At 70.9% G+C, this 26,064-nt stretch carries 23 protein-coding genes and 1 riboswitch; of the genes, 4 read left to right on the top strand and 19 right to left on the bottom strand.

Annotated elements, in window-relative coordinates:
• Positions 1-83 precede the first annotated feature (83 nt).
• Genes AC1DVZ_RS14065 through AC1DVZ_RS14025 form a run of 9 tightly spaced genes read right to left on the bottom strand, consistent with a single transcriptional unit; the run spans position 84 to position 12,114 of the window.
• Positions 84-845, bottom strand: coding sequence for a cell division protein FtsQ/DivIB (locus AC1DVZ_RS14065; RefSeq protein WP_477618821.1), 762 nt, complete (start codon positions 843-845; stop codon positions 84-86).
• Positions 842-2,278 carry a UDP-N-acetylmuramate--L-alanine ligase gene (gene murC, locus AC1DVZ_RS14060; protein ID WP_477618820.1) on the bottom strand — a complete coding sequence of 479 codons (1,437 nt, stop codon included), beginning with the start codon at positions 2,276-2,278 and terminating at the stop codon, positions 842-844. Before murC ends, AC1DVZ_RS14065 begins: the two co-directional genes overlap by 4 nt.
• Entirely contained in the window at positions 2,275-3,393 is a 1,119-nt protein-coding gene (gene murG, locus AC1DVZ_RS14055) for an undecaprenyldiphospho-muramoylpentapeptide beta-N-acetylglucosaminyltransferase (protein WP_477618819.1), read from the bottom strand. Before murG ends, murC begins: the two co-directional genes overlap by 4 nt.
• Entirely contained in the window at positions 3,393-4,688 is a 1,296-nt protein-coding gene (ftsW, locus tag AC1DVZ_RS14050) for a putative lipid II flippase FtsW (RefSeq protein ID WP_477618818.1), read from the bottom strand. Before ftsW ends, murG begins: the two co-directional genes overlap by 1 nt.
• Positions 4,689-4,690: 2 nt before the next feature.
• A complete protein-coding gene (murD, locus tag AC1DVZ_RS14045) occupies positions 4,691-6,208 on the bottom strand; it encodes a UDP-N-acetylmuramoyl-L-alanine--D-glutamate ligase (protein WP_477618838.1) in 1,518 nt (505 codons plus the stop codon).
• 11 nt (positions 6,209-6,219) lie between these two features.
• Positions 6,220-7,302: a phospho-N-acetylmuramoyl-pentapeptide-transferase gene (mraY, locus tag AC1DVZ_RS14040; RefSeq protein WP_477618817.1), complete on the bottom strand. Its 1,083-nt coding sequence runs from the start codon at positions 7,300-7,302 to the stop codon at positions 6,220-6,222.
• Positions 7,299-8,747 (bottom strand): UDP-N-acetylmuramoyl-tripeptide--D-alanyl-D-alanine ligase, encoded by a 1,449-nt coding sequence (locus AC1DVZ_RS14035; RefSeq protein ID WP_477618816.1) that lies wholly within the window; start codon positions 8,745-8,747, stop codon positions 7,299-7,301. The genes mraY and AC1DVZ_RS14035 overlap by 4 nt, the downstream gene beginning before the upstream one ends.
• The gene (locus tag AC1DVZ_RS14030; RefSeq protein WP_477618815.1) at positions 8,744-10,312 is read right to left on the bottom strand and encodes a UDP-N-acetylmuramoyl-L-alanyl-D-glutamate--2,6-diaminopimelate ligase; all 1,569 of its coding nucleotides are present in this window, start codon (positions 10,310-10,312) and stop codon (positions 8,744-8,746) included. Before AC1DVZ_RS14030 ends, AC1DVZ_RS14035 begins: the two co-directional genes overlap by 4 nt.
• A gap of 17 nt (positions 10,313-10,329) precedes the next feature.
• Positions 10,330-12,114 carry a peptidoglycan D,D-transpeptidase FtsI family protein gene (locus AC1DVZ_RS14025; RefSeq protein ID WP_477618814.1) on the bottom strand — a complete coding sequence of 595 codons (1,785 nt, stop codon included), beginning with the start codon at positions 12,112-12,114 and terminating at the stop codon, positions 10,330-10,332.
• Here AC1DVZ_RS14025 and AC1DVZ_RS14020 point away from each other — a divergent pair.
• Complete coding sequence (locus AC1DVZ_RS14020) at positions 12,092-12,313, top strand: hypothetical protein (protein ID WP_477618813.1); 222 nt, start codon at positions 12,092-12,094, stop codon at positions 12,311-12,313. The genes AC1DVZ_RS14025 and AC1DVZ_RS14020 overlap by 23 nt on opposite strands.
• Positions 12,314-12,493: 180 nt before the next feature.
• Here the strand turns inward: AC1DVZ_RS14020 and ftsL are convergent, their stop codons facing one another.
• The 3 genes from ftsL to mraZ form a co-directional block, all read right to left on the bottom strand.
• Positions 12,494-13,147 carry a cell division protein FtsL gene (gene ftsL, locus AC1DVZ_RS14015; RefSeq protein ID WP_477618812.1) on the bottom strand — a complete coding sequence of 218 codons (654 nt, stop codon included), beginning with the start codon at positions 13,145-13,147 and terminating at the stop codon, positions 12,494-12,496.
• Positions 13,144-14,136 (bottom strand): 16S rRNA (cytosine(1402)-N(4))-methyltransferase RsmH, encoded by a 993-nt coding sequence (gene rsmH, locus AC1DVZ_RS14010; RefSeq protein WP_477618811.1) that lies wholly within the window; start codon positions 14,134-14,136, stop codon positions 13,144-13,146. The genes ftsL and rsmH overlap by 4 nt, the downstream gene beginning before the upstream one ends.
• Positions 14,137-14,301: 165 nt before the next feature.
• Positions 14,302-14,733, bottom strand: coding sequence for a division/cell wall cluster transcriptional repressor MraZ (mraZ, locus tag AC1DVZ_RS14005; protein WP_477613318.1), 432 nt, complete (start codon positions 14,731-14,733; stop codon positions 14,302-14,304).
• Between the two features lie 439 nt (positions 14,734-15,172).
• Between mraZ and AC1DVZ_RS14000 the strand changes: the two genes are divergently transcribed.
• The 3 genes from AC1DVZ_RS14000 to AC1DVZ_RS13990 are packed head-to-tail and all read left to right on the top strand — an operon-like array spanning position 15,173 to position 19,822.
• Positions 15,173-16,174, top strand: a complete 1,002-nt coding sequence (locus AC1DVZ_RS14000; RefSeq protein WP_477618810.1) for an AAA family ATPase — start codon at positions 15,173-15,175, stop codon at positions 16,172-16,174.
• A 10-nt stretch (positions 16,175-16,184) separates the two neighbouring features.
• On the top strand, positions 16,185-17,447 hold the full coding sequence (locus AC1DVZ_RS13995) for a DUF58 domain-containing protein (protein ID WP_477618809.1): 1,263 nt from the start codon (positions 16,185-16,187) through the stop codon (positions 17,445-17,447).
• On the top strand, positions 17,444-19,822 hold the full coding sequence (locus AC1DVZ_RS13990; protein ID WP_477618808.1) for a transglutaminase TgpA family protein: 2,379 nt from the start codon (positions 17,444-17,446) through the stop codon (positions 19,820-19,822). The genes AC1DVZ_RS13995 and AC1DVZ_RS13990 overlap by 4 nt, the downstream gene beginning before the upstream one ends.
• 43 nt (positions 19,823-19,865) lie before the next feature.
• On the opposite strand, the gene AC1DVZ_RS13985 is transcribed toward AC1DVZ_RS13990, so the two are convergent.
• The 7 genes from AC1DVZ_RS13985 to metX form a co-directional block, all read right to left on the bottom strand.
• Positions 19,866-20,627 (bottom strand): ABC transporter permease, encoded by a 762-nt coding sequence (locus tag AC1DVZ_RS13985; protein ID WP_477618807.1) that lies wholly within the window; start codon positions 20,625-20,627, stop codon positions 19,866-19,868.
• A gap of 9 nt (positions 20,628-20,636) precedes the next feature.
• A complete protein-coding gene (locus tag AC1DVZ_RS13980) occupies positions 20,637-21,395 on the bottom strand; it encodes an ABC transporter ATP-binding protein (protein ID WP_477618806.1) in 759 nt (252 codons plus the stop codon).
• Positions 21,392-21,775: a DUF1048 domain-containing protein gene (locus AC1DVZ_RS13975; protein ID WP_477618805.1), complete on the bottom strand. Its 384-nt coding sequence runs from the start codon at positions 21,773-21,775 to the stop codon at positions 21,392-21,394. The genes AC1DVZ_RS13980 and AC1DVZ_RS13975 overlap by 4 nt, the downstream gene beginning before the upstream one ends.
• A gap of 2 nt (positions 21,776-21,777) precedes the next feature.
• Positions 21,778-22,131, bottom strand: a complete 354-nt coding sequence (locus AC1DVZ_RS13970; protein WP_477618804.1) for a PadR family transcriptional regulator — start codon at positions 22,129-22,131, stop codon at positions 21,778-21,780.
• Positions 22,132-22,296: 165 nt separating this feature from the next.
• A complete protein-coding gene (locus AC1DVZ_RS13965) occupies positions 22,297-23,949 on the bottom strand; it encodes an RNA polymerase sigma factor (protein ID WP_477618837.1) in 1,653 nt (550 codons plus the stop codon).
• A 248-nt stretch (positions 23,950-24,197) separates the two neighbouring features.
• Complete coding sequence (locus AC1DVZ_RS13960; protein WP_477618803.1) at positions 24,198-24,599, bottom strand: universal stress protein; 402 nt, start codon at positions 24,597-24,599, stop codon at positions 24,198-24,200.
• 106 nt (positions 24,600-24,705) lie between these two features.
• A complete protein-coding gene (metX, locus tag AC1DVZ_RS13955) occupies positions 24,706-25,842 on the bottom strand; it encodes a homoserine O-acetyltransferase MetX (RefSeq protein WP_477618802.1) in 1,137 nt (378 codons plus the stop codon).
• Positions 25,843-25,859: 17 nt separating this feature from the next.
• Positions 25,860-25,970: riboswitch (SAM riboswitch) on the bottom strand.
• Between the last annotated feature and the right edge of the window lie 94 nt (positions 25,971-26,064).

Raw genomic sequence — 26,064 nt, 5'->3', positions numbered from 1 at the left:
TCGGCGAGGCCGTCGGATGGCCTGTCACACCCGTCACTTCAGCCCCACCGGTCACAGTGTGACACGAGCTGCGGGCGTCGCCCTCATCGGGTGACGGGCGTGCTCGGAGCACTGACGTCGATCAACGTCGGCCGCGAGGCGAGCAGCGCCGTCATGATGGCCACCTTGCGCTCCGGCTCCTCGATCCCACCCCACACGACGGACGTACGACCGATCCGCAGGGTGACCAGGTTGGCGCTGCTCACGGTGATGTTGGTGACCCGCTTCTGTGTCGCCGCGGGGAGCGCCTTGAGGACGCTGACGGCTGCTGCGAGGGCATCCCGGGACAGGGCTGCGGTGGTGGCGGCATTCACCGTCGGAACGCCGCGCGGAGGGGTGCTGACCTGGGCGTAGGCCATCCCTGTCTCGTCTACAACCTGTAGTTGACCTTGAGGGTTCTTGACGACGAGGAACGGCTGCCGCGGGCTGGCGTGGATGACCAGGGTGCTGGGCCAGGACCGTTCGATCGAGACGTCCGCCACGGTGGCCCGCTCGGCCACGCGGGCGGCCACGGCGCCGCTGTCGACCCGCGCCAACGGCTCCCCCAGCGGCACCTGGGCCATCGCCCTGATGGCCGCGACCTCGGCCTCGGGGACCCCGACGACCTCGACGTGGCGCACGGCGAGGACCGGGCTGAACCCGACCACCCACCCGAGGAAGACCACGACCGCCAGGCTCGCGGCGGCATACGCGAGCAGTCGCAGCGGGCGCTGGCGCACCTCGTGGGCGCGCCGCTGGAACCGCGCACGGGACGACGCGAGCCCCGTGCGGCCCGCGCGACCGCTGGACCCGGGATGACGGCTCATGCCTGACCGAGGGCGCGCAGGATCTCGGGCCCGATCATCGTCACGTCCCCAGCACCCACCGTGATGACGAGGTCACCCTCGCGGGTCCGACCGGCCACGTGCTCGGCCACGGCCGACCACGAGGGGACGACGGTGACGTCCACGTCCGGCCGCAGCTCACGCAGCGCGTCGGCGATCAGCTGGGAGGAGACGCCCGGCATGGGGTCCTCCCGGGCCGCGTAGATCTCCATGAGCACGACCACGTCCGCGGGCAGCAGCGCCGACGCGAACTCGCGGGCGAAGTCCCGCGTGCGCGAGTAGAGGTGCGGCTGGAAGACGACGACCAGCCGCCCCTCGCCTGCGAGGTCCGCGCCCGTGCCCACGACGGCCGCGACCTTGCCGGGGTTGTGGGCGTAGTCGTCGACCACCGAGACACCGGCCGCCGACCCCTTGGGCTCGAACCGACGCCGGGTGCCGGTGAAGCCGAACAGCCCGTCGAGCACGCGGGTGGGGTCCTGACCGAGGCCGTCGACGGCCACGGTGTAGGCGGCAGCCGCGTTGAGCAGGTTGTGGCGACCGGGGATGTTGATCCGCAGGTTGCGCGGGACGCCGTCGGGCCCGGTGACGGTGACCCGACCCATCAGCCCGCGGAAGACCTCGTCGCGCAGGACGACGTCGGCGTCGCTCGACCACCCGTAGGTGAGCACCCGGGTGCCGGCGGCCCGCGTCGCCTCCGCCAGCGAGCGGGATCCCTCGTCGTCGTGGCAGGCGACGAGGAGCCCACCATCGACGATGGTCGCCGCGAACGCGGTGTAGGCCTCCTGGACCCGCTCGAAGGTGCCGTAGAAGTCGAGGTGGTCGGGCTGCACGTTGGTGACGACCGCCACCTCGGGCCGGTAGACGAGGAACGAGCCGTCGCTCTCGTCGGCCTCCGCGACGAACACCTCGCCGGTGCCCCAGTGCGCGTTCGTGCCGTGCTTGGCGAGCTCGCCGCCGGCAGCGAAGGACGGGTCGACGCCGCAGTGCTGGAGCGCGACCGTCAGCATCGAGGTCGTCGTGGTCTTGCCGTTGGCCCCCGCGACGGCCACGCGTCGCGAGTCCGCCATGGTGCTCGCGAGGGCCTGGGAGCGGTGCAGCACGCGCAGGCCCGCCGCGCGGGCGGCCGCCAGCTCGATGTTGGTCTCGCGGATCGCCGAGGAGATGACGACGGTGTCCTTGCCCTCGACGTATGCCGCGTCGTGGCCGACGTGGACGTCGGCGCCTTCCGCGGCGAGGGCCGCGAGCACCGGGGACTGCTTGGCGTCGGAGCCGCTGACCGCGCACCCCCGGGCCAGCATCACGCGTGCCACGCCGGACATGCCGGCGCCACCGATGGCGATGAAGTGGATCGAGCCCAGGTCGCCCAGAGGAGGCACGGGCTCGGTGAAGTCGAACCGTTCGTTGGAGCCGTTCATCGTTGCCCCGCAATGGAGTCCGTGAAGGCAGCGACCACCAGGTCGGCCAGCAGCTCGTCGGCGCCCCGCTCCCCTGTCGCCGCAGAGGCGGCTGCCATCGCGTCCATCCGGTCACGATCCGACACGAGCGGCACCAGGGTGTCGTCGACCCAGGACGGGGTGAGCGCCGCGTCCTCGACCAGCAGTCCACCACCGGCGGCCACGACGTCGGCGGCGTTGAACCGCTGTTCGCCGTTGCCGATGGGCAGCGGGACGTAGACGGCCGGCAGCCCCACCGCGGTCAGCTCACAGACGGTGTTGGCGCCCGCGCGGGCGACGACGAGGTCGGCCGCGGCATACGCGAGGTCCATCCGGTCGGCGTAGGGCGCGACCACGTAGGGCGCGCCGGGCCCGCCGTTGTCGGCGACGAACTCCTTGCCGGCGCCCGTGAGGTGCAGCACCTGCACCCCGGCCGCCCGCAGCGTCGCGGCCCTGGCCTCGAACGTCGTGTTCAGCCGCTGCGCCCCGAGCGACCCGCCGGTGACGAGCACCGTCGGCCAGTGGGGTTCCAGCCCGAAGTGGGCAAGGGCCTCCGGGCGCAGCGCGACGCGGTCGAGCTGGGCGATCTCGCGGCGCAGCGGCATGCCGATCGCGGTCGCGTGGGCCAGCTTCGTGCTCGCGAACGTCGTGGCCACGAAACGGGTCATCCGGGCGCCGACCCGGTTGGCCAGGCCCGCGCGGGCGTTCTGCTCGTGCACGACGATCGGGACGTGTCGGCGACGGGCGGCGAGGTAGGCAGGGGTCGAGACATAGCCACCGAAGCCCACGACCACCTGGGCGCCGGACTGCTCGATGGCCCGTTCGGCGGCCGCGACTGCGGCGCGGAGGTTGCCCGGGAGGCGGAGCAGGTCACCGGACGGACGGCGGGGCAGCGGCACCTTGGGAACGGTCATCAGCGGGTACCCACGGTCGGGGACCAGCCTCGCCTCGAGGCCGGTCTCGGTGCCCAGGGCGGTGATGACGACCTCGGGGTCACGCCGGCGCAGGCAGTCGGCCAGGGCCAGGAGGGGCGAGACGTGGCCGGCCGTCCCGCCACCGGCCAGCAGGACCGACGTGGGGGTGGACTCGGCAGACATCAGCGACGTCCCCGACGCCCCGGCAGGACCGCGAGCGAGCGACGCACCACGGACGGCTTGGCCGACAGCGCCTCGGAACAGCCCGGTTCCTTGCGGGCGAAGGACAGCAGCATCCCCAGGGCGAACATCGTGGTCATCAGCGACGACCCGCCGTAGGACACGAGCGGCAGCGGCACCCCGATCACGGGGAGCAGCCCGATCACGGCGCCGATGTTGATGATGGCCTGGACCACGATCCATGCCATCACACCAGCGGTCGCGACCCTCACGAAGAGGTCGTCGCTGCGCAGCACGATCCGGTAGCAGACCAGGGCGAGGGCGCAGAACAGGGCGAGCAGCACCAGCGTGCCTGGCAGGCCGAGCTCCTCGCCGAGGATCGCGAAGATGAAGTCGTTGTGCGCCTCGGGCAACCACTGCCACTTCTCACGGCTGGCGCCGAGGCCCACTCCCCACCAGCCACCGTCGGCGAGGGCGTAGCGGCCGTGCAGCGGCTGGCGGTAGGCGCCGTACTCGTTGGTGTCCTTGCCCAGCCAGACATCGAACCTGGCCAACCGGTTGGGGCTGGTGACGACCATGGTCACGGCGAGGGCCGCGAAGAGCGAGCAGCCGTAGACAAACATCCGGCGCGGCACTCCCGCGGCGAACAGCAGTCCGGCGACGATCCCGCCCATCACCATGACCGTACCGAGGTCGTGACCGAGCAGGACGAGGCCGATCGTCCCTGCCGCGACGGGGACGAGGAACGGGATGAGGACGTGCCGCATCTGGCCGAGCAGCCTGCGCTTGGCCGTGAGGACGGTGGCACCGACGAGGATCAGCCCGATCTTGGCGAACTCGGAGGGCTGCAGGGTGACCGGGCCTAGGGCCAGCCAGTTGCGGTTGCCGTTGACGGACACGCCGAGGGGGGTGAAGACGAGGAGCTGGAGCAGCAGGGAGCCGACCAGGATCGGCACCGCCAAGGCCTTCCAGGCCCGTGGGGGGATGCGCACCGCGACGACCATGGCGATCGCGCCCATGGCTGCGAACTGGAGCTGCTTGCGGAAGAAGACATAGGGGGTGGAGTTGTCGGTCTGGACCAGCGACTTCACCGAGGAGGCGGACAGGACCATGATCAGGCCGATGACGACGAGCACCACGGTGACGCTGAGCAGGACGTAGTAGCTCGTGACCGGCGAGTCGAGTCGCTGCAGCCAGCCTCCGACCCGGCCGGGCTCCCCCTGGGTCGAGGACGCGCGGTTCGAGGAGGCGTGCGACGCGGTCCGCGCCCCGGGGGGCGAGGTGGTGGCACTGCTCACGGCTAGTCTCCCGCGGACCCGGCGTGGCGTGCGACCGCCGCAGCGAAGGCATCGCCTCGGGCACCGTAGTTGGGGAACATGTCCATCGAGGCCGCTGCCGGGGCGAGCAGCACGACGTCGCCGGGCTCGGCGAGCTCGGCCGCGCGCGCGACGACGGTCTCCATGACTCCAGTGTCCGTGCTCGACACCTCGACGACGGGGACATCCGGCGCGTGTCGGGCCAACGCCTCAGCGAGCCGGGCGCGGTCCGCGCCGATGAGGACGACGCCGTGCAGCCGGTCGGCCGCCTCGCGGACCAGGTCCTCGACGTCGGCGCCCTTGAGCAGGCCCCCGGCGATCCAGACGACGTGCTCGAAGGCGTGCAGCGAGGCGGCCGCCGCGTGCGGGTTCGTGGCCTTGGAGTCGTCGACGTAGCGGACCCCGTCGACCTCGCCGCAGTCGGCGATGCGGTGCGGGTCGGGGGTGAAGGCCCGCAGCCCGTCGCGGACGGCCAGCGGGGCCACGCCGTAGGCCCGGGCCAGGGCCGCCGCCGCCAGGGCGTTGGCCAGGTTGTGCGGTGCGAGGGTCGCGGCGCTGCCGCGGACGTCGTCGAGGGTGGCCAGCTCGGCTGCCGAGGTCTTGCGCTGCTCGACGAAGGCACGGTCGGCGAGGATGTCGTCGACGACGCCCACCATCGACAGCGCCGGGGTGCCGAGCGTGAACCCGATCGCGCGGCAGCCCTCCTGCACCTCGGCGTCCATGACCAGCCGTTCGGTGACGGGGTCCTGCACGTTGTAGACGCACGCGACCTTGGTGCGCGCGTAGACCTTGCCCTTGGCCCGCTGGTACTCCTCCATCGAGCCGTGCCAGTCGACGTGGTCCGGGGCCACGTTCAGGCACGCCGAGGCGTAGGGGGCGATCGAGTCCGACCAGTGCAGCTGGAAGCTGGACAGCTCGACCGCGATCACGTCGTAGGGCTCGGGGTGCAGCACCGCCTCGAGGATCGGGGTGCCGACGTTGCCGGCGGCGGTGGCGCGCAGCCCCGCAGCCCTCAGCATCGACGCGAGCATGGTGACCGTCGTCGTCTTGCCGTTGGTGCCCGTGATGGTCAGCCACGGTGCCGGGCCGACCTCCGCACGCATCCGCCAGGCGAGCTCCACCTCGCCCCAGACGGGTATGCCGGCCTGCGCGGCTGCCAGGAGCAGCGGCTGGTCCGGGCGCCACCCCGGGGAGGTGACGACGAGGTCGGGGAGCCGGCCGTCCGGCACACCCACGACGTGGTCGGAGCCGAGGCGCACGTCCACGCCGAGGATGTCGAGGATGCGCGCCCGCTCTCCGAGGGCGGTGTTGGCCTCGGGGTCTCCCCCGTCGACCGCGACCACTCGCGCGCCGCGCTCGTGGAGTGCGTCGGCCGCGGCGAAGCCGCTCACACCGAGACCGGCGACGAGGACGGACAGCCCGCTCCAGTCGGCCGAGGCGCTCGTCAGGCCGTCGAGCCGTCCACCGACGGGGCCGTTGCTGCCACTGCCGGGACCCGGGATCGGTCCGGTGCTCACGCCGTGCCCACGACCCACTCTGCGTAGAACAGGCCGAGGCCCAGGGCGACGAACAGCCCCGCGATGATCCAGAACCTGATGACGATGGTGACCTCGTTCCAGCCGAGCAGCTCGAAGTGGTGCTGCAGGGGCGCCATCCGGAAGACCCGTTTGCCGGTCAGCTTGAACGAGCCGACCTGGATGATGACCGAGAGCGTGATCGCGACGAACAGTCCGCCGAGGATGACGACGAGCAGCTCGGTGCGGGTCGTGATCGCCAGTCCGGCGAGCAGTCCGCCGAGGGCGAGGGACCCGGTGTCACCCATGAAGATCTTGGCCGGGGACGCGTTCCACCACAGGAACCCGAAACACGCGCCCATGGCCGCGGCGGCCACGACGGCAAGGTCTCGCGAGTCACGCACCTCGTAGCACTTGAGACCGGGGGTGGTCTGGCAGTTCTGGTTGCCCTGCCAGATGCCGATGAGGACGTAGGCCGCGAACACCATGACGGAGGCCCCGGTCGCGAGACCGTCGAGTCCGTCGGTGAGGTTCACGCCGTTGGACGTGCCGGCGATCATGATGTTGGCCCAGATGATGAACAGGATCAGCCCGAGCAGCGTGCCGGCGAAGGCCAGGTCGAACCCGGTGTCACGCACGAAGGAGATGTGGGTCGAGCCGGGGGTGCGGTTCTTGCTGTTGGGGAACTGCAGCACCAGCACGGCGAAGACGACGGCGACCAGGGTCTGGCCGATGAGCTTCTCGCGTGACCGCAGACCCAGGCTGCGCTGCTTGGAGATCTTGATGTAGTCGTCGAGGAACCCGACCAGCCCCAGCCCCGCCATGAGGAACAGGACGAGCACGCCGCTCCACGTCAGCGGAGTGCCGGTGAGCAGGTGCGCGAGGCCGTATGCCGCGAGGCTGGAGCCGATGATGACCGCGCCACCCATGGTGGGCGTCCCGCGCTTGGTGTGGTGCGAGGTCGGGCCGTCGTCGCGGATGAACTGGCCGTAGCCGCGGCGGACGAGGAACTTGATGAACATCGGGGTGCCGAAGAGCGCGCCCACGAGGGAGATGACGGCCGCGAGCAGCACCGCCTTCACGTCGTGCCCTCCTCGCTGTTGGCTGCGCCCCTGCCGGCCAGTCTGTCTCCGAGCCACCGTAGTCCGGCATCACGGCTGGACTTGAACAACACGACGTCACCGGGCCGAAGTTCTTCGGCCAGCAGATCGTAGGCGGCGTCGGCATCCGGCACCCACACGGCCTCGTCGCCCCAGGACCCCTCGTGCTGGGCTCCGGTCGCCATCGGGCGGGCGGTGTCACCCACCACGACGAGTCGGGAGATGTTGAGCCGCACCGCGAGTCGTCCGATGGCGTCGTGCTCGGTGGTCGAGTCCTCGCCGAGCTCGAGCATCGACCCTAGGACGGCCCACGTGCGGCGGGCCGGCGCGGTGTCGTCGCGGCCGCGGCCGCCGCCCATCGCCACCAGGGCCTTGAGTGCCGCACGCATCGAGTCGGGGTTGGCGTTGTAGGCGTCGTTGACGACCGTGACGCCGTCGGGACGTTCGGTGACCTCCATCCGCCAGCGTGACGCCGGCACGGCGGTGGCCAGGGCGGCAACGACCTCGGTGAGGGCCAACCCGCACTCGAGCGCCGCGGCCACGACGGCCAGCGCGTTGCCGACGTGGTGCTCGCCGTGCAACGGGAGGGTGACCCGCGCGCTGCCCTCGGGTGCGGCAACGGCGAAGGACGGTCGACCCAGCTCGTCGAGGGTGATGTCGGTGGCCCGGACGTCGGCCTCGGGTCCCGTGCCGACGAGCCGCACCCTCGCGGTGGTCTGCGCTGCCATGGCGCGGACGACCGGGTCGTCGGCGTTGAGGACCGCGAGCCCACCCGGCGGCAGGGCCTGGACGAGCTCGGCCTTCGCGACGGCGATCGCCTCGCGGGAACCGAACTCCCCCACATGCGCAGTGCCCACGTTGAGCTCGATCCCGATGCTGGGCGGGGCGATTCGCGTGAGGTAGTCGATGTGGCCCACCCCGCGGGCACCCATCTCGACGACGAGGAACCGGGTCTGCGGCGTGACGCGGAACACGGTCAGGGGCACGCCGACCTCGGAGTTCAGGGAACCCACCGGCGCCACGGTCGGCGCGGCGCTGGACAGGACGCTGGCGAGCAGGTCCTTGGTCGAGGTCTTGCCTGAGGAGCCCGTGATGCCGATGACCCTGAGGTCTGGATGCCTGTCGACGACCGCCCGGGCGAGCGAGGCCAGGCCGGCCTGGATGTCCTCGACCACGACGCACGGGAGTCCGTCCACCGGCCTCGTCGTCATCGCGGCCACGGCCCCCAGCCCCGCGGCCGAGGAGACGAACTGGTGGCCGTCCATCTGTTCCCCGACGCGGGCGATGTAGAGCCCGCCCGGCCCGGCCTCGCGCGAGTCGGTGACGACCGGTCCGTCGATGACGACTGCAGCCGCCTCGGCGTCGTCCAGGCCCTCGAGTCGGCCGTCCGTGATCTCGGCAATCTCCTTGAGCGACAACGGGATCATCGACCGCCACCACCCTGAGGACGATCGGCCTTCGCGATCAGTGCTTCCAGGGCCCGACGCGCCTCGGCCCGGTCGTCGAACGGGTGCACGGTTCCCGCGATCTCCTGCCCTGTCTCGTGGCCCTTGCCGACGACGGCGACCACGCTCCCGGGTCCAGCGGCGTGGGCGGCACGCACGGCCTCGGCAATGGCGGCTGCCCTTCCGCCGACGTCATGGAGCCCAGCAGCCGTCCCCGCCTCCCGCGCGCCCTCGAGCACGGCGGCGCGGATGGCCTCCGGGGGCTCGGACCTGGGGTTGTCGTCGGTGACGACGACGAGGTCGGCCCCCTGCGCCGCCGCCCGTCCCATGGCGGCGCGCTTGCCGCGGTCCCGGTCTCCCCCCGCGCCGAGGACGACGACGAGGGCGCCGGTGGTCTGGGGGCGCAACGCCTTGAGCGCCGCTGCCACCGCATCGGGGCTGTGCGCGTAGTCCACGACGACGAGTGGCAGGTCGAGCCCGGGAGGGGTGACGACGTCGACGTCCACCCGCTCCATCCGGCCGGGGACGTGGGGGTCGACCAGGAGGGCGCGCTCGGCATCCTGCGGCTCGATCCCGCCGGCCACCAGGGCCAGTGCGGCCATTGCCGTGTTGACGCGGTTGAAGTCGCCGGGCAGGGCGGACCGCAGGTGGAGCGTCGTCACGCCATCGGAGAGGGTGAACATGGCCGGGTCGTCCTCGCCGGCGACGAGGCGCCAGTCGGCGTCCACATCGGTCAGCGAGGTCAGGGTCGTCACCGGCACCGTCGAGATGGTGGCCAGCTCCCGCCCCCACTCGTCGTCGACGCAGACGATGCCGGTGCGGGACCGCCGAGGGGTGAACAGGTCGGCCTTGGCCAGGAAGTACTCACGCATGGTGGCGTGGAAGTCGAGGTGGTCCTGCGAGAGGTTGGTGAACAGCGCGACGTCGTAGACCACGCCGTCCACCCGGTGCTGGCTCAGGGCGTGGCTCGACACCTCCATGACACAGGAGTCGATGGCGCGCTCGGTCATCACCGCGAGCAGGGCATGCAGCACCGTCGCCTCCGGCGTCGTGCGGACGCTCTTGACCCGCTCGTCACCGATCCGCGTCTCGACGGTGCCGATCAGGCCGGTCGTGTGACCGAGGGCCGTCAGGGCCGAGTTGATGAGGTATGCCGTGGTGGTCTTCCCGTTGGTCCCCGTCACGCCGTACATGTGCAGCGGGAGGGTGCCGGTGCCGTAGACGAGGGAGGCCGCGAGCCCGACGATGCTGCGTGGCCGCTCGACGACGACGCGGGGCAGGCCCACCCCCTCGGCCTCGAGGACGTCGAGTCCCGCCTCGTCCGTGAGGACGGCGACCGCGCCCGCCTCCCGCGCCCCCGCGGCATACCTCGCCCCGTGGGCGTTGGCACCGGGAAGGGCGGCATAGAGGTCTCCGGGCACGACGTCCTGGGAGGACAGGCTCACCCCCGTGACCTGGCCGTCCTCACCGACCAGCGCGCCCCCGACGAGGGAGGCCACGGCGGAGAGCGGGGTCGCCTGCGGGGACGACGGACGGGGGGATGGCACGGACAGCGAGCCTACCCTCAGCGGGAGGCGCCGGACGCGCCCGACCTGCGGTCGCGGATGACGCTCAGGTCGCTGGCGGCCGGGACCTTCTCGGGGTGGATCTTGGCCACCGGTGACGACGTCCCCGTGGGCGGGATCTGCAGCTCCTGGAGCGCATAGGTCATGACGTCGTGGAACACCGGGCCGGCGACCACCCCGCCGAAGTAGCCCTTGATCGGGCGCTGCAGGGTCACCGCGACGACGATCTCCGGGTCATCGGCCGGTGCGAAGCCGATGAAGCTGGAGGTCTTGCCGGAGTACCCGCCGACCCGCGCGTCGTACCGGTCGGCGGTGCCCGTCTTGCCCGCCACGCGGTAGCCCGGGATCTTGGCCTCGGGCGCCGTGCCCTCCTTGGTGACGACACCCTCGAGCATGTCGCGCACCTGCTTGGCCGTGCCGGGTGAGACGACCTTGACCGGTTCCGACTTGGGAGCCGGGGTGAACCCACCCTTGCCGTCCCCCGTGGCGGCCACGATCCGCGGGGGGATGCGCACGCCGTCGTTGGCGATCGTCTGGAAGACACCGGCTGCCTGGAGCGCGTTGACCGACAGCCCCTGGCCGAACAGCACGGTGTAGCGCTGCGACCCGCTCCAGTCCTTGACGTTCGCCAGCAGACCGGGACCCTCACCCGGGAACCCCATCCCCGACGTGTGGCCGAGGCCGAACTTCGTGAAGTAGTCGTACATCGTCGCCGCCTTGACCTTCTCGCCGGCCAGGATGGTGCCGATGTTGCTGGACTGCGCGAGAACCCCCGCAAACGTGAGGTACTCGGTGGGGTGGTCGTGGCTGTCCTTGAACTCCGTGCCCGCGCGGTGGATCCGGTTGGGGACCTCGACCACGTCGGCGGGGGTCACGACACCCTCTTCGATGGCGGCCGCGGCCGTCATCACCTTGCCGGTGGAGCCGGGCTCGTAGACGTCGTTGAAGGCCTTGTTGGTCCAGTTCTCACTCGACTGTCCGGGCTGGTTGGGGTCGAAGGTCGGGTAGGACGCGACAGCCAGCAGCTCCCCCGTCTTGACGTTCTCCACGACCACGGTGCCCGACAGCGCCTGGGTCTCGATGACCTTCTGGGCCACGGCGTTCTGGGCGAACCACTGCAGGTCGGAGTCGATGGTGAGCTGGACCTCCCGACCCGGCACCGGGCTGATGGTCTCCTGCCGGGCGTTCGGGATCGGCCGGCCGTCCTGGGACTGCTCGAAGATGGTCTTGCCGGACTTGCCCTTGAGGGTCTTGTCCATGAGGACCTCGAGGCCGGCACCGGCGGTGCCGTCCGACTGGACGAAACCGACCAGCGCCGAGGCAGCGGTCGCGGTGGGGTACACGCGGTCCGAGGTGGCCTCGGAGTAGATGCCGTTGATGCCCAGCTCGGAGATCTTGCGCCAGTTGAGGGGCGTGATGTTCTTCTGCAGCACGCGGTACCTGGCGGTGCCGGTGAGCTCCGCCGTCAGGGTGTCCACCGGTATGCCGAGCAGGGGTGAGAGGTCGGCCGCGGCACCGGCCACCCCGACCTTGCTCCGCACACCGTTCACGGTCTTGACGTACTGCGGCACGGCGGTCTGGTCGACGGTCACCGTGCGGCGCTCGATGCTCGACGCGAGGATCGTGCCGTTGCGGTCGGTGATGGAGCCGCGCATGGCCGGCAGCGCGATGGTCGCGGTGCGCGAGGACTGCGCGTCCTTGGACACCGCCGAGGCGTCGAAACCCTGCAAGCGCAACAGCTGCGCGCCGAAGATGCTGAAGATGAACAGCACCGCGATCGTCATGGTGCGCATCCGCCGACGCGGGCTGGAGGCGCCGAGGCTGACCCGGCGACGGGCAGGTGGACGCGGCGGCGCGGGAGGCCGTTTCGTCGGGTGGGAGCCCGGTTTCGCCGCCTTGGCGGCGTGCGCGGGCTTCGCCGACCGGGCTGGCTTGGCGATCTTGCGGGGTCCGGGCGCGGCGGCCTTGCGCGGAACCGGCTGACTGCGGGCGGTCGCGGTGCGCGGCTGACCGGCCTTGGGGTGTGGCGCGCCGGTGCGAGCGCCGCGGGAACCTGAGGACGCAGTGGGGCGCGGGGCTCCGGGGCGGCTGCCTCGGGTCTGCGTCACTGGGTACCTCGCGTCCTGTCCTGGGGTTGTCTGGTGGTGCTGTCGAGTCGTGGTGCTAGCGCCTGGGGGTGGGCTGGGCAGCCGGGTTCTTCGCCGGCGCCTTGGTCGTCGTCGTGCTGGTCGTGGTCGTCGTCCTGGCATTGACACTGGTCACCGTGGTCACGACCGAGCCGTCGGGCTTGGTGACGACCACGGTCGTCGTCGTCACATCCCCCTTCTTCGTGACGGTCGCCGCCGGGCTGCTGCTCCGGGCCGAACCGGACCTCGCCGAAGGCGCCTGTGGAGCCGTCACCACGGTAAAGCCGCGGCCCTTGGTGGCCGGCTTCGCCACGCCGAGGACCTTGCCGTCCGACAGGCGGAGAAAGGCGGCCGAGTCGGCCGGCACCATGCCGAGCCGGGTGGCCCGGGCCGCGAGGTTCGCGGGGCTGCGCTGCGCGTCGATGGCCTGGGTCAGGGCGTCCTGGGTGTCGGCGAGCTCACCCGAGGTCGACTGCAGGTTGTGCAGCGTGAACGACCCCTCGGCCATGGCGGTGTTGAGCATGAGCAGGCCGAAGAGCCCTGCGCAGAGCAGGGTCATGCACAGCGCAGCGAACACCCCGTTGCCCGGGTGCCCGACGGCCGCGGGAACCACCCTCAGGGGCTGCGGGGCCGCAACCCTTCTGGCGGGTGCCCGAGATGCGACCCGTGCGGTCGCAGTCTGCTGGCTCATCGGTGGGTTCCCTTCGTGGTGGCGACAGTGGGTCGGGTGCGCTCGGCGGCACGCAGGCGCACCGAGGCGGATCGGGGGTTGGCGGCCTGCTCAGCGGGGCTGGCCTCCTCGGCGCCGCGGGTGAGCAGGCGCAGGTATGCCGCGTGCTCGGGCAGCTCCACCGGCAGGCCTTGCGGGCTGCTGCCCTTGGCTCCAGCCGAGAGCACGCGCTTGGTGATGCGGTCCTCGAGCGAGTGGTACGACAGCACGGCGATGCGTCCGCCGACGCCCAGGGCATCGACCGCGCGCGGCAGCGCGGCGGCCCACACCGAGAGCTCGGCGTTGACCTCGATGCGCAGGGCCTGGAAGGTGCGCTTGCCCGGGTGGCCGCCGCTCTTCTGGGAGGCGGCCGGGACGACCTTCTTGAGCAGCTCGACGAGACGACCCGACGTGGTGAAGGGCTCGGTCTCGCGCTCGCGGACGATGGCCGCGACGATCTTGCGGGCGAACCGCTCCTCCCCGAAGTCGCGCAGCACCGTCTCGAGCGCGGCCGCGTCGTAGGTGTTGAGCACCTCGGCGGCGGTCAGGCCGGCGGACTGGTCCATGCGCATGTCCAGCGGGGCGTCCTGGCTGTAGGAGAAGCCGCGGTCGGTCTCGTCGAGCTGGAGCGAGGAGACGCCCAGGTCGTAGAGCGAGGCGTCCACGTGGTCGACCCCGGCCTCGGCGAGGGCACGCGGCACCTCGTCGTACACCGCGTGGACGAAGGTGACCTGCGCGGCATACGGAGCGAGGCGTTCGGCAGCGAGCGCGAGCGCTTCGCGGTCGCGGTCGATGCCCACCACGTGCGCCTGGGGACAGCGTTCGAGGATCGCCTCGGCGTGCCCGCCCATCCCGAGGGTGCCGTCGAGGTAGACCGCCCCGGGCTCGGTGAGGGCCGGGGCGAGCAGGTCGACGATGCGGTCGCGGAGCACCGGAATGTGCCGGTCGGCGGCCATTCCTCGTGCGTTCATCGACATCTCCTGCGGGACGGTGCTGGTACTGCGGTGGCGGTCGTGCTGGTGGTGCTGGTGGCCCTGTGGTCAGGTCTCCATCCGCTTCAAGGGATGCGGCCCGGGGCGGGGGAAGTCGTCCCGGGATGCGAAGCGGCTGGAGACCTGGCTCCAGGGGCACGTGGTTCAGAGGAGTCCGGGGATGACCTCCTCGGACTGGTCGGAGAAGCCCTGCTCGGTGCTCTCGAGGTAGGTGTTCCAGCTGTCGGTGTCCCAGACCTCGACGCGGGACCCTGCGCCGATGACGGTGCACTCGCGGGTCAGGCCCGCGTAGGCCCGAAGGTTGGCGGGGATGGTCACGCGCCCCTGCTTGTCGGGCACCTCGTCCGAGGCTCCGGAGAGGAACACGCGGGTGAAGTCACGGACGGCCTTGCTCGTGGTCGGCGCGGCCTGCATCTGCTGGGTCACCTTGAGGAACTCGTCCATCGGGAAGACGTAGAGGCAGCGCTCCTGGCCCCGGGTCACGACCAGGCCGTCGGACATCCGCTCGCGGAACTTCGCGGGCAGGAACAGGCGGCCCTTGTCGTCGAGGCGGGGGCTGTGCGTCCCGAGAAACATCGCGCCCACCTCCCCTGCCGACCCGTCCAAGGACCCCACGGCCCTCTGGTTTCCCCCACTTTACTCCACCATCAGCCGTCCCTACCTCACTTTCACCACAATTTGCGATCCAATCACGATATTTCTGCAGGTCACATGGGTGGAGGAAAGTGGTGCACGATTGACCATACTTGGGGAGAACGGCGCCCTCAGGCATCCCTCGAGTGCCCCGACGAGGGATCACGGCGGCCAGAGTGGCGCCGGTCCGGCACCGCCGCGGTGACGAACAACCCCGTGCAGCCGACTCGGGAGGTCACGAGACGGCATACCCCTTGGTTTGGTGGTGCGATGTGGGGGAAGATCGATCGACCACCCGGAGGGGCGCAGCGTGGCGGCCTGGGGGACGACGGAAGGACATCCGGTGCAAGGCAGGCACGAAGACCAGGCAAGGCCGACACCCGTGGGCACGACGAAGCCGGACACGTTGCTCTCCCTCCCCGCGGGATCGCCCGCGTCACTGGGGCAGGTCACCGAGGTCGCCGGACGGCTCGCCCGCGCCATCAACTCGGTGATCGAGGGCAAGCCGGACGTCGTTCACACCGCCATCACCGTCCTGCTCGCCGAAGGACACCTGCTCCTCGAGGACGTCCCCGGCGTCGGCAAGACGATGCTGGCCAAGACGCTCGCCCGGTCGATCGACTGCTCGGTCCGACGGGTGCAGTTCACCCCCGACCTGCTGCCGAGCGACATCACCGGCGTCAGCGTGTTCAACCAGGACGTGCGTGACTTCGAGTTCCGTCCGGGCGCGATCTTCGCCAACGTCGTCGTGGGTGACGAGATCAACCGCGCCTCCCCCAAGACGCAGTCGGCCCTCCTGGAGTCGATGGAGGAGGGACAGGTCACCGTCGACGGCCAGACCTACGACCTCCCCAAGCCGTTCATCGTGATGGCCACCCAGAACCCCATCGAGATGGAGGGGACCTACCCCCTCCCCGAGGCGCAGCGCGACCGCTTCATGGCGCGCATCTCCCTCGGCTACCCCTCGGCGCGCGCCGAGGTGGCCATGCTCGACAGCCACGGGCAGGTGTCGCCGCTCGAGACGCTCAGCCCGGTCACCGACGCCGCCACCGTGTCGGCCATGGTGCGGGCGGTCCGGTCGGTCTTCACCAGCGACGCCATCAAGCAGTACGTCGTCGACCTCTCGGCGGCCACCCGGTCCAGCTCGGCGCTGCGGCTGGGCGCCTCCCCCCGGGCGAGCCTGCACATGCTGCGTGCCGCCCGCGCCCACGCGGCACTGGAGGGCCGCGACCACGTGCTGCCCGACGACGTGCAGGCCATCGTGCTGCCGGTCCTCGCGCACCGCATCATCCCCACCGGCGAGACGCAGCTGGCCCGACGCAGCACCGGCGAGGTGCTGCAGGACCTCATGCGCCGCGTGCCGGTCCCTGCTGCCGGCCGCTGAGGCGTTCGTCGTGCGTCGGGTTCGCGACCTGCTCACCACCCGCGGGCGGGCGTTCGTCGCCGCGGGAATCACCTTGGTGCTGTGCGGAACTGGGCTCGGCTTCACCGACCTCACCCGCATCGGCGTGCTGCTCGTGGCACTGCCGTTGCTGAGTGGGCTGCTCATGCGTCGCCACGACCTGCGGTTCGCCCTGGAGCGCACCGCCGTGCCGGGGCGGATCCAGGTCGACGAGCAGTCGCTCGTCACGCTCGGCATCGAGAACGCCGGCGGCGCCGCCAGCCCGCTGCTGATGGCCGAGGAGCAGCTGGACTACGCCCTGGGTGACCGGCCGCGCTTCGTCGTGCCGAGGCTGCGCCGTGGGGACCGCCAGGAGGTGCACTACTCGGTGCGCTCGCACGTCCGGGGCCGCCACCGGCTCGGACCCCTCGGCGTCCGCCTGCGCGACCCCTTCGGGCTGAGCACCCGGGTGGCCGCGATCTCCGGATCCAGCGACATCCTCGTCCTGCCCAAGATCGTCCCCCTCGGAGGCGGACAGCCCCCGGGCAGCGGAGTGGGAGCCGAGGGCGCCATCCCCCACATGGTCGCCCTCCACGGCGAGGACGACGTCTCCATCCGCTCGTACCGGGACGGCGACGACCTGCGCCGGATCCACTGGCCGGCGACTGCCAAGACGGGCGAGCTGATGGTCCGCCAGGAGGACCGCCCGGCGCGCCGTCGGGCAGCGATCGTGCTCGACTCCCGCGCCCGTGGTCACCACGGCTCGGGCACCTCGGGCTCGTTCGAGTGGGCCGTGACCGCGTGCGCCTCCGTCGCCGCCCACCTCCTCGACCAGGGGTATGCCGTGCACCTGATCAGCGACGAGACCGCCGATGACAGCCGGGCCGCCACCGCGATGGAGGTCGACCCGCTCCTGGACGTGCTCGCCATGGCCGAGACAGGGTCGGACGACCAGTTCGGCGACGTGCTCCAGGCCGCCCACCCGGTGACGGCGCCCGGCGGACTGGTCCTCGCCGTGGTGACCGACCTCGACGAGGAGCTGGCCCGGCGGGTCGCCTCGCTGCGCCAGCCCGGCGGCACGGCCCTGGCCATCGTGCTGGACCCGGACGGCTTCACGACGACCCGACGCCACCGGGCGGGGACCGCCGACGAGATCGCCTGTGTGCCGGTGCTGCGTGGCGCGGGGTGGGCGGTGGCGGTCGTGGGCTCGGGCGACGACATCCCCTCCGTCTGGGGCGTCCTGTCCGGCACGACCAGTCGGGTTGGTGTGGCATGAGCCGCGGACGGGTCGCAGACTCCCTCATCGCCGGGGCCGCCTCTGCTGTCGTGGCGTGGCCCCTCACCACCTTGTTCACGCCGAACACGTGGATCCGCCCCATGCTGGCCATGGTGTTCGCGGTGGTCGTCATCGGGATCCTCGTCCGGCTGCTCACCAGCTCCTGGGTCACCGTCGCGGCAGCCCAGCTGGTGGGGGTCGTCCTCGCCGCGGGATGGATCTTCGGCCGCGGCCACCTCTGGCACGCGCTACCCACCCCTGACATGGTGCTGGCCTTCAACAACCTCCTCGTCGAYGCGCGCGAGACGATCAAGAACTACGCCGCGCCCGCCCCCACCAACCGCGGCATCACCTTGGCGATCGGCCTCGCGATCGGGGTCGTGGCCACGATCGTCGACCACCTTGCCGTGATGCGGCGCTCCCCCGCACTGGCCGGCCTTCCGCTGCTCACCGCCTTCCTGCTCTCAGCCTCCAACTCCGGGGACTCCCTGCACCCGATGTTCTTCGTGGCGGCGGGCGGTCTGTGGCTGCTGATGCTCGGACGCCAAGGCATTGCATCGCTGCGACGGTGGAGCACCACCGTGCCGATGAGCACGACAGGCAGGCGCAACGCCGACGACCGCGACGGCGCCTACGGCTATGCCGCGGTGGGCCGGACCCTGGCCGTCGCCGGGCTGGCGGCTGCCGTCGTCCTGCCCGCGGTCATCCCCCACCTCCCCACGCGCTACCTCATCGACGGCCTCGGCCGGTCCAACGCTGCCACCGGCTTCAGCGATGGCCAGATCGGGCTCAAGTCGACCCTCGACCTCACCAAGAGCCTGACCACCCCGTCCAAGGCACCGGTCCTGAGCTACACCACGAATGCCGCGATCCTGACGCCGCTGCGCGTCGTGGTGCTCGACACCTACATCGCCGGCAAATGGCGACCCGGCGCCGACGATGTCGACTACGGCCGTCGCACCACCCTCGAGCCGCCGCCAGACCTCGCCCCCGATGTCCCACGGGAGACGTACCGGGTGTCCGTCGAGAACTCCCGCATCGAGGCTCCCCAGATCGCCGCGCCGACGCCGCTGGTGTCCGCCGACCTCGGCCGCGCGACCTGGGGCCTGGACCGCAACACCTCGGTCGCCGTGGTCACCCGCTCGGTGCGCTCGTACAGCTTCTCCTACCTCGCGCTGAACCCGACGCAGGACTCGCTGGCCCAGAGCCGCCAGGGGGCCAGTGGAGGCTTCCTGCGGGACGACCTGCAGGTCGACCCGGCCTCGCAGGAGATCGTCAGCCAGCTGGTCCGCGACATCGTGCCGCAGAACGCGTCGCGCATCGAGGCCGCCCGCGCCATCCAGAAGTACCTCCGTGCGGACGGCGGCTTCACGTACTCGCTGAAGGTGCCCCAGACCATCAAGAACGAGGCCGGTCAGGAGGAACGGCCCGACGCGATCACCCTGTTCCTCCGGTCCAAGGTCGGCTACTGCGTGCAGTTCGCCTCGGCCATGGTCATGATGGCCCGCGAAGCCGGGATCCCGGCCCGGATGGCGATCGGCTTCCTCCCGGGCACCGCCGACCGCGGCACCTACACGGTGCGGTCGTCCGACGCCCACGCCTGGCCCGAGCTCTTCTTCGACGGCATCGGCTGGCTGCGGTTCGAACCGACTCCCTCAGGCACGCAGAACACCGTCGCCCCGTCCTACTCGCTCGCCCCGACGAGTCCCGGCGGAGACACCCCTTCCACCAACACCGCCACCGGCGGCGCCGCGCCCAGCGCCACCCGCCCCGGTGATCGCAACGACCCGGGTGCCACGGACCCGGCGAGCACCGACGGCGGTGGCTCCGACTTCGGCGGCTGGTTCGGATCCCGCACCCGGACCACCGCGCTGTGGATCGTGCTCGGGCTGCTCGGCGGGGTCCTGGGGTCGCTCGCCGTACCCCTCGCCGCACGCGGCCGGCTGCGGCGCCGGCTGCGGCACGCGCCCGACGAGTCGACCCGCGTGGAGATCGAGTGGCAGGCCATGACCGAACGGATCGGCGACCTCGGCGTGATCCCTCCGCGGGGCAGCACCCCGCGTCAGGCCGGCCGCTTCTACCAGCGGGAGGCCTATCTCGAAGGGGAGCAGACCGAGGCCCTCAACCGCGTCGTCTCCGGAGTGGAACGCTCGCGCTACGCGCCACCCGGAGCGACCATCTCCGACATCCGCGCCGACACCCACACGGTCGTCAAGGCAGTCTCCGGTGTGCGCCGACGCAAGGACCGGCTCCGCGCCGCGTGGTGGCCCACCGACGGCCTGATCGAGTGGCGCGAGCGCCGTGCCGCGGTGGGACGCTTCCTTCGCCGGCCCCTGGATCGCTTCCAGGACTGGCGCGCCGAACGCCGCGGCTAGCCCGACGCCGCGGCTGCCCGAGGCCGCGCCTGCGCGAACGCGATCACGAGACCTTGCGGCGGTAGGTGACCATGGCGAAGGTGTAGGCGACGACGAGGATGGCGACGCACCAGGCGAGCGCGACCCAGAGGTCGGCGTCCACCGGCTGCCGTGCGAACAGGTCACGGATGGCGTTGACGATGGACGTCACCGGCTGGTGCTCGGCGAAGGCGCGCACCGGGCCCGGCATGGTGTCGGTGGGCACGAACGCCGAGCTGATGAACGGCAGGAAGATGAGCGGGTAGGAGAACGCGCTCGCCCCGTCCGCGGAGGTCGCGGAGAGGCCGGGGATGACGGCGATCCACGTCAACGCCAGGGTGAAGAGCACCAGGATCCCGGCGATCGCGAGCCAGGCCAGCACGCCCGCCCCCGAGCGGAAGCCCATGAGGAGTGCGACGAGCACGACCACCACGACCGAGACCAGGTTGGCGACCAGCGAGGTCAGCACGTGCGCCCACAGCACGGACGACCGGGCGATCGGCATCGACTGGAACCGTTCGAAGATGCCGCCCGACATGTCGAGGAAGAGCCGGAACGCGGTGTAGGCGATGCCCGAGGCGATGGTGATGAGCAGGATGCCGGGCAGCAGGTAGTTGACGTACGAGTCCGACCCTGACCTGATCGCGCCGCCGAACACGTAGACGAACAACAGCATGAAGGCGATCGGCATGACCGTCGTCGTGATGACGGTGTCCAGGCTGCGGGTGATGTGGCGCAGGGATCGTCCCAGCAGGACGGCCGTGTCGCCGAAGAAGTGCGTGGTCATGGGGGCTCCTCAGTGGTTCGTGCCGACGAGGGCAAGGAAGACGTCCTCGAGGGTCGGCTGCTTCTCGACGTACTCGACCGTGGCCGGCGGCAGGAGCTGCTTGAGCTCGGAGAGGGTGCCGTCCACGATGATCCGACCTTCATTCAGGATCGCGATCCGGTCGGCGAGCTGTTCGGCCTCGTCGAGGTACTGCGTCGTGAGCAGCACCGTGGTGCCGTGCTCGGCGAGCTCCTTGACTGCCTGCCACACCTCGATGCGCGCCTGGGGGTCGAGCCCGGTCGTGGGCTCGTCGAGGAAGATGACCGGCGGGGTGCCGATCAGGCTCATGGCGATGTCGAGGCGGCGGCGCATGCCGCCCGAGTACGTCGACACCCTCCGCTTCGCCGCGTCGGTCAGCGAGAACCGCTCGAGCAGGTCGTCCGCGATCGCGCCCGGGTCCTCGAGGTGGCGCAGTCGCGCGACCAGCACGAGGTTCTCCCGCCCGGTGAGGATCTCGTCGACCGCGGCGAACTGTCCCGTCAGGCTGATGGACTCCCGCACCGAGGCCGGGTGCGTCCCGACGTCGAAGCCGTTGACGGAGGCCGTCCCCGCGTCGGCCCTCAGCAGCGTCGCCAGGATCCTCACGACGGTGGTCTTGCCCGCCCCGTTCGCACCGAGCAGGGCGAAGATGGTCCCCCGCTCCACCTCGAAGTCCACGCCGCGCAGGACGTCCAGGTCCTTGTACGACTTCTCGAGGCTCCGCACCTGGATGGCTGCGTTGGTCGTCATTGCTCCGGACCTTCCTGCACGTCACCTTCCTGCGCGTCGTCGATCGCCTTGGTGAGGCGGGCGCGTTCCTTGTCGATCCACCGGGTGCCGGTGTAGGCCTGTGCGAACGCCTCAGCGAACTCGACCGGGTCCGCGCCGACGATGGCGCGCACAGGGGTCCCGTCGGCGGCGGCGCGGTCCCAGAGGTCTGCGAGGTCGCCCAGCATCGTGACGAGGATGCTTCCGTCCGTGATGCCCCCGTAGTGCATGAGGTACCGCTGCACCGCCTTGGCCGCGGCGCCGTACGGCTCCGGCAAGGCGTCGATGCGGGCCTGGTACTGCCGGTACTGCTTCTTCTGTTCCCACGAGCCGGTGACGGTCTCGATCCACTTCGCGCCCATGCCTACTTCTCTCCTTCGTCCGGGTTGTCGGCGGGTTCACTGCGGAGCTGGTTGAGGCGTTCGGTGAGGAAGCTCCAGGTCCTCCAGAACTCGTCGAGGTGCTCGCGTCCCTGCGCGTTGAGGGAGTACACCTTGCGCGGCGGGCCCTTCTCGGACGGGACCTTCTCCACGTCGACGAGGCCGCGCTGCTCGATCCTGACCAGCAGGGCATAGACGGTGCCCTCGGCGATGTCGGCGAAGCCCTGGTCCCGCAGCCACGCCGTGATCTCGTAGCCGTAGGCCCGCCGAGCGAACAGGATCGCCAGGACGATGCCCTCCAGCGTCCCCTTGAGCATCTCGGTCTCCTGCTTGCCCATGGAACCCTCTCCTCGCTACTCAGTGTTGCTGACTACCAGTAGATAGTAACACTGAGTAGTGGCCGCGGCGCAAGCCCTCGCACGGCATACCGACACGACGAACGCCCCCCGAGTCTCGGGGGGCGTTCGTGACGCGTGGGTATGCCGGCGAGCCGGCACCGCGGCTCAGTCCAGGTAGTCGCGGAGCACCTGGCTGCGCGACGGGTGGCGCAGCTTGCTCATGGTCTTGGACTCGATCTGGCGGATCCGCTCGCGGGTCACGCCGTAGACCTTGCCGATCTCGTCGAGCGTCTTCGGCTGGCCGTCGGTGAGTCCGAAGCGCATCGAGACCACACCGGCCTCGCGCTCGGAGAGCGTGTCGAGCACCGAGTGGAGCTGCTCCTGCAGCAGCGTGAAGCTGACCGCATCGGCTGGCACGACGGCCTCGGAGTCCTCGATGAGGTCACCGAACTCGCTGTCGCCGTCCTCACCCAGGGGGGTGTGCAGGGAGATGGGCTCGCGACCGTACTTCTGGACCTCGACGACCTTCTCGGGGGTCATGTCGAGCTCCTTGGCGAKCTCCTCCGGGGTGGGCTCGCGCCCGAGGTCCTGGAGCATCTGGCGCTGCACCCGGGCCAGCTTGTTGATGACCTCGACCATGTGGACCGGGATCCGGATGGTGCGGGCCTGGTCGGCCATCGCGCGGGTGATCGCCTGGCGGATCCACCACGTCGCGTAGGTCGAGAACTTGTAGCCCTTGGTGTAGTCGAACTTCTCGACCGCACGGATCAGGCCGAGGTTGCCCTCCTGGATGAGGTCGAGGAAGAGCATGCCGCGACCGGTGTAGCGCTTGGCCAGGGAGACCACGAGGCGCAGGTTGGCCTCGAGCAGGTGGTTCTTGGCCTTCTTGCCGTCCTGGGCGATCCACCAGAGCTCGCGCTTGAGCTTCATCTCGATCTTGTCGCCGGAATTCAGCCGCTCCTCCGCGAACAGGCCGGCCTCGATGCGCTTGGCGAGCTCGACCTCCTGCTCGGCGTTGAGCAGCGCGACCTTGCCGATCTGCTTGAGGTAGTCCTTGACCGGGTCGGCGGTGGCGCCGGCGGTGACGACCTGCTGGACAGGAGCATCGTCCTCGTCGTCATCGCGCAGGACGAAGCCGGAGCCCTCGTCCTCGTCGTCCTTCTTGGCGTCCTCGGTGTCCTCGTCGACCACGACGTCCTCGAGCTCGCCCTCGACCACCTCGGTCGGCTCGGCGGGCACCGGCTCGTCGCCATCGACGGCGGCATCGCCGTCCGCGGCAGCCTTGCCCGCGGCCGCGGTCTTGGCGGCCGCCGTCGAGGTCGCCGCCTTCTTCGTGGCCGGGGCTGCCTCGCCCGCGGCTGCCGAGGCGGCCTTCTTCGTCGTGGTCGCCTTGGCGGGCGCGGTCTTGGCGGCCGCAGCCTTGCCGGCAGCGGCCTTGACGGGGGTGGCCTTCGTCGTCTCGGCCTTCGGCGCAGCGGCCTTGGCAGCCGACTTGGCAGCAGGCGCGGCAGTCTTGACGGCGGTCTTGGCGGCCGCCTTCTTGGCCGGTGCCGTCGCCGTCTTCTTCCGGGTGCTGGTCGCAGCCACCGCGCGGGAGGCGGTCGCCGAGTCGAGGGTCACGTGGATGCCCTGCTCGTCCAGGGAACGCAGCACAGCCTTCATCCGCTTGGGTGCGATCTCGGCCCCTTCCAGAGCGTCACGCAGCTGACCACTGTCGACCGAGCCGTTGGTGCGGCCCTGCTTGAGCAGCTTCTGCAGTGCGGGGTGGGAGAACTCGGGGGGAAGAGACGGTGCGGGGCTCGCAGCCTTCTTGGACACAGGCGACACGGACTACCTTTCGTCGCGGACTCGCGGCACGGCGCACGTCATCACAGCCATGCTTGAGGGGATGTCTGTGACAACAACAGCGGGAGTGGAAGTATTGCCGAGATCGGCTGGGCTGGACCCTGACGAGATCTCGTTGATGACATTGTAAAACGAGTTGCCCGCAGATCACGCATCGGCACACTCCGGAGCCTGCTCGAGACTTCCGTGGACGCCCTGCGCAGCGGTTGCCGCCAGTCGACTCAGGCGTCGGCCTTGACGGCCAGGACGGGGCACGACGCGTCGAGCAGGATGCGCTGGGCGTTCGAGCCCAGGATGAGCTTGCCCACGGGGGTGCGACGACGCAGGCCGATGACGATGAACTCCGCGTGCTCCTCCTCGGCCACTGCGATCAGGTCCTCGGCCGGCTCGTTGCCCCGGACGAGCTGGCGCACCTCGTGCTCCAGCCCCTCCTCGTCGAGCTCACCCTGGATGCGGGAGAGGTCGGCCTCGAAACGGTTCGCCTCGTCACCATCGAAGTCTCGGCCGCCGCGCTGGGAGTTGATGACGATCAGCTTGGACTTGCGCAGCAGCGCCTCGTCCGCGGCGCGGCGCAGAGCGGCGCGCCCTTCCTTCGTCGGTACATATCCCACAACGATGGCCACAGGGACCTCCTACGTTCAGTTGACCGAGTAGCAGTGTTGCCCCGGGTGGACCGGGGCACACCAGGCGACGGCAGCCGCTGGGGCGACCGTACCGGAAATCGCCCGGTCAGGCAGGGCCACCGAGCACTCGGGCGACGATCTGCCCGACCTGCTCGATCTCGATGAGGAACCCGTCGTGCCCGTAGTCCGAGTGCACGGTGTGCAGCTGGGCCGCCGGGACCGCGTCGGCGATCTCCTGGGACAGCCGCGGCGGGTAGAGCCGGTCCGAGTCGACGGCGACCACTGCCACCTGCGCGGTGATCCTGGCGAGCGCCTGCGCGACTCCCCCACGCCCTCGTCCGACGTCGTGGGAGTTCATCGCCTCGGTGAGGACGACGTAGGAGTTGGCATCGAAACGCCCGGCCAGCTTGCCCGCGTGGTGGTCGAGGTAGGACTCCACGGCATAGCGACCATTTCCACCCAGCGGGTCCTCCGCCGGTTGCGGCTCGCGACCGAACCGCTCGTGCAGCTCGAGCTCACTGCGGTAGGTGACGTGGGCGATCCGCCGGGCGATCCCCAGCCCCGCCTCGGGTCCCGCGCCGTGCTCGTAGTAGTCGCCGCCGTGGAAGTTGCCGTCCGCGCGGATCGCGAGCAGCTGCGCCTGGCACCACCCGATCTGCTCCGCAGTGGCGTATGCCGTGCTGGCCAGCACGATGGCCGTGGCGACCCGCTCGGGGTGGGTCACCGCCCATTCGAGGACGCGCATTCCCCCCATCGAGCCACCCAGGACGGCGCGCCAGCGGTCGATGCCGAGGACGTCGGCGAGCAGGACCTCGGTCTGCACCTGGTCACGCACGGTGACGAAGGGGAAGCGGCTGCCCCACGGGGCACCGTCGATGGCCGGCGAGGACGGGCCGGTGCTCCCCTGGCAGCCGCCCAGGACGTTGGCGGCCACGACGAAGTGCCGATCGGTGTCGAGGGGCCGACCGGGCCCGATCAGCCCGTCCCACCAGCCCGGCGTCGGATGGCCCGGACCCGTCGGGCCCTCGACGTGGCTGTCGCCGGTCAGGGCGTGCTCGACGAGGATGGCGTTGTCCCCGGCGGCGTTGAGCTCACCCCAGGTCTCGTAGGCGACCCGCACCGCGGGAAGGACACCGCCGCGCTCTAGCTCCACCGCACCGAGGTCGACGAACTGGCGTCGACCGGCGGGGTCACCGTCCCGCCAGGCGCCTGACGTCGCTCGTGGTGGGGAGGTCGTGGTCATCGAAACTGCTCCTGTGGCGCTCGCGCTTGCCGCCCAGGTCAGGGTCGGCCGGGTCTTCACCCGGGGCACCCCACCGCGAGGAGGGTTGCCGCCCAGCAAGCCGGGGCTTGGTGCTGGGACTCATGACCTGCCGACCATCATACGAGGCCGCCGTCGGCGCGTCCCCGGCGTCCGCACGATGGACGCGTAGGGCGGCGGGCCGTTGGCGCGCCGCCCCGGGCC

It is taken from the genome of Pedococcus sp. P2_E5 (genome assembly GCF_056403895.1).
The sequence above is the reverse complement of the archived record's forward strand: the minus strand, read 5'-3'. Positions and strand labels throughout refer to the sequence as shown.

Bases quoted from the DNA above. Each gene is read 5' to 3' on its own strand.
- AC1DVZ_RS14065 (WP_477618821.1), bottom strand. From the start codon at position 845: ATGAGCCGTCATCCCGGGTCCAGCGGTCGCGCGGGCCGCACGGGGCTC.
- murC (WP_477618820.1), bottom strand. From the start codon at position 2,278: ATGAACGGCTCCAACGAACGGTTCGACTTCACCGAGCCCGTGCCTCCT.
- murG (WP_477618819.1), bottom strand. From the start codon at position 3,393: ATGTCTGCCGAGTCCACCCCCACGTCGGTCCTGCTGGCCGGTGGCGGG.
- AC1DVZ_RS14035 (WP_477618816.1), bottom strand. From the start codon at position 8,747: ATGATCCCGTTGTCGCTCAAGGAGATTGCCGAGATCACGGACGGCCGA.
- AC1DVZ_RS14020 (WP_477618813.1), top strand. From the start codon at position 12,092: ATGAACAGCACCGCGATCGTCATGGTGCGCATCCGCCGACGCGGGCTG.
- AC1DVZ_RS14025 (WP_477618814.1), bottom strand. From the start codon at position 12,114: ATGACGATCGCGGTGCTGTTCATCTTCAGCATCTTCGGCGCGCAGCTG.
- ftsL (WP_477618812.1), bottom strand. From the start codon at position 13,147: ATGAGCCAGCAGACTGCGACCGCACGGGTCGCATCTCGGGCACCCGCC.
- rsmH (WP_477618811.1), bottom strand. From the start codon at position 14,136: ATGAACGCACGAGGAATGGCCGCCGACCGGCACATTCCGGTGCTCCGC.
- mraZ (WP_477613318.1), bottom strand. From the start codon at position 14,733: ATGTTTCTCGGGACGCACAGCCCCCGCCTCGACGACAAGGGCCGCCTG.
- AC1DVZ_RS13985 (WP_477618807.1), bottom strand. From the start codon at position 20,627: ATGACCACGCACTTCTTCGGCGACACGGCCGTCCTGCTGGGACGATCC.
- AC1DVZ_RS13980 (WP_477618806.1), bottom strand. From the start codon at position 21,395: ATGACGACCAACGCAGCCATCCAGGTGCGGAGCCTCGAGAAGTCGTAC.
- AC1DVZ_RS13975 (WP_477618805.1), bottom strand. From the start codon at position 21,775: ATGGGCGCGAAGTGGATCGAGACCGTCACCGGCTCGTGGGAACAGAAG.
- AC1DVZ_RS13970 (WP_477618804.1), bottom strand. From the start codon at position 22,131: ATGGGCAAGCAGGAGACCGAGATGCTCAAGGGGACGCTGGAGGGCATC.
- metX (WP_477618802.1), bottom strand. From the start codon at position 25,842: ATGACCACGACCTCCCCACCACGAGCGACGTCAGGCGCCTGGCGGGAC.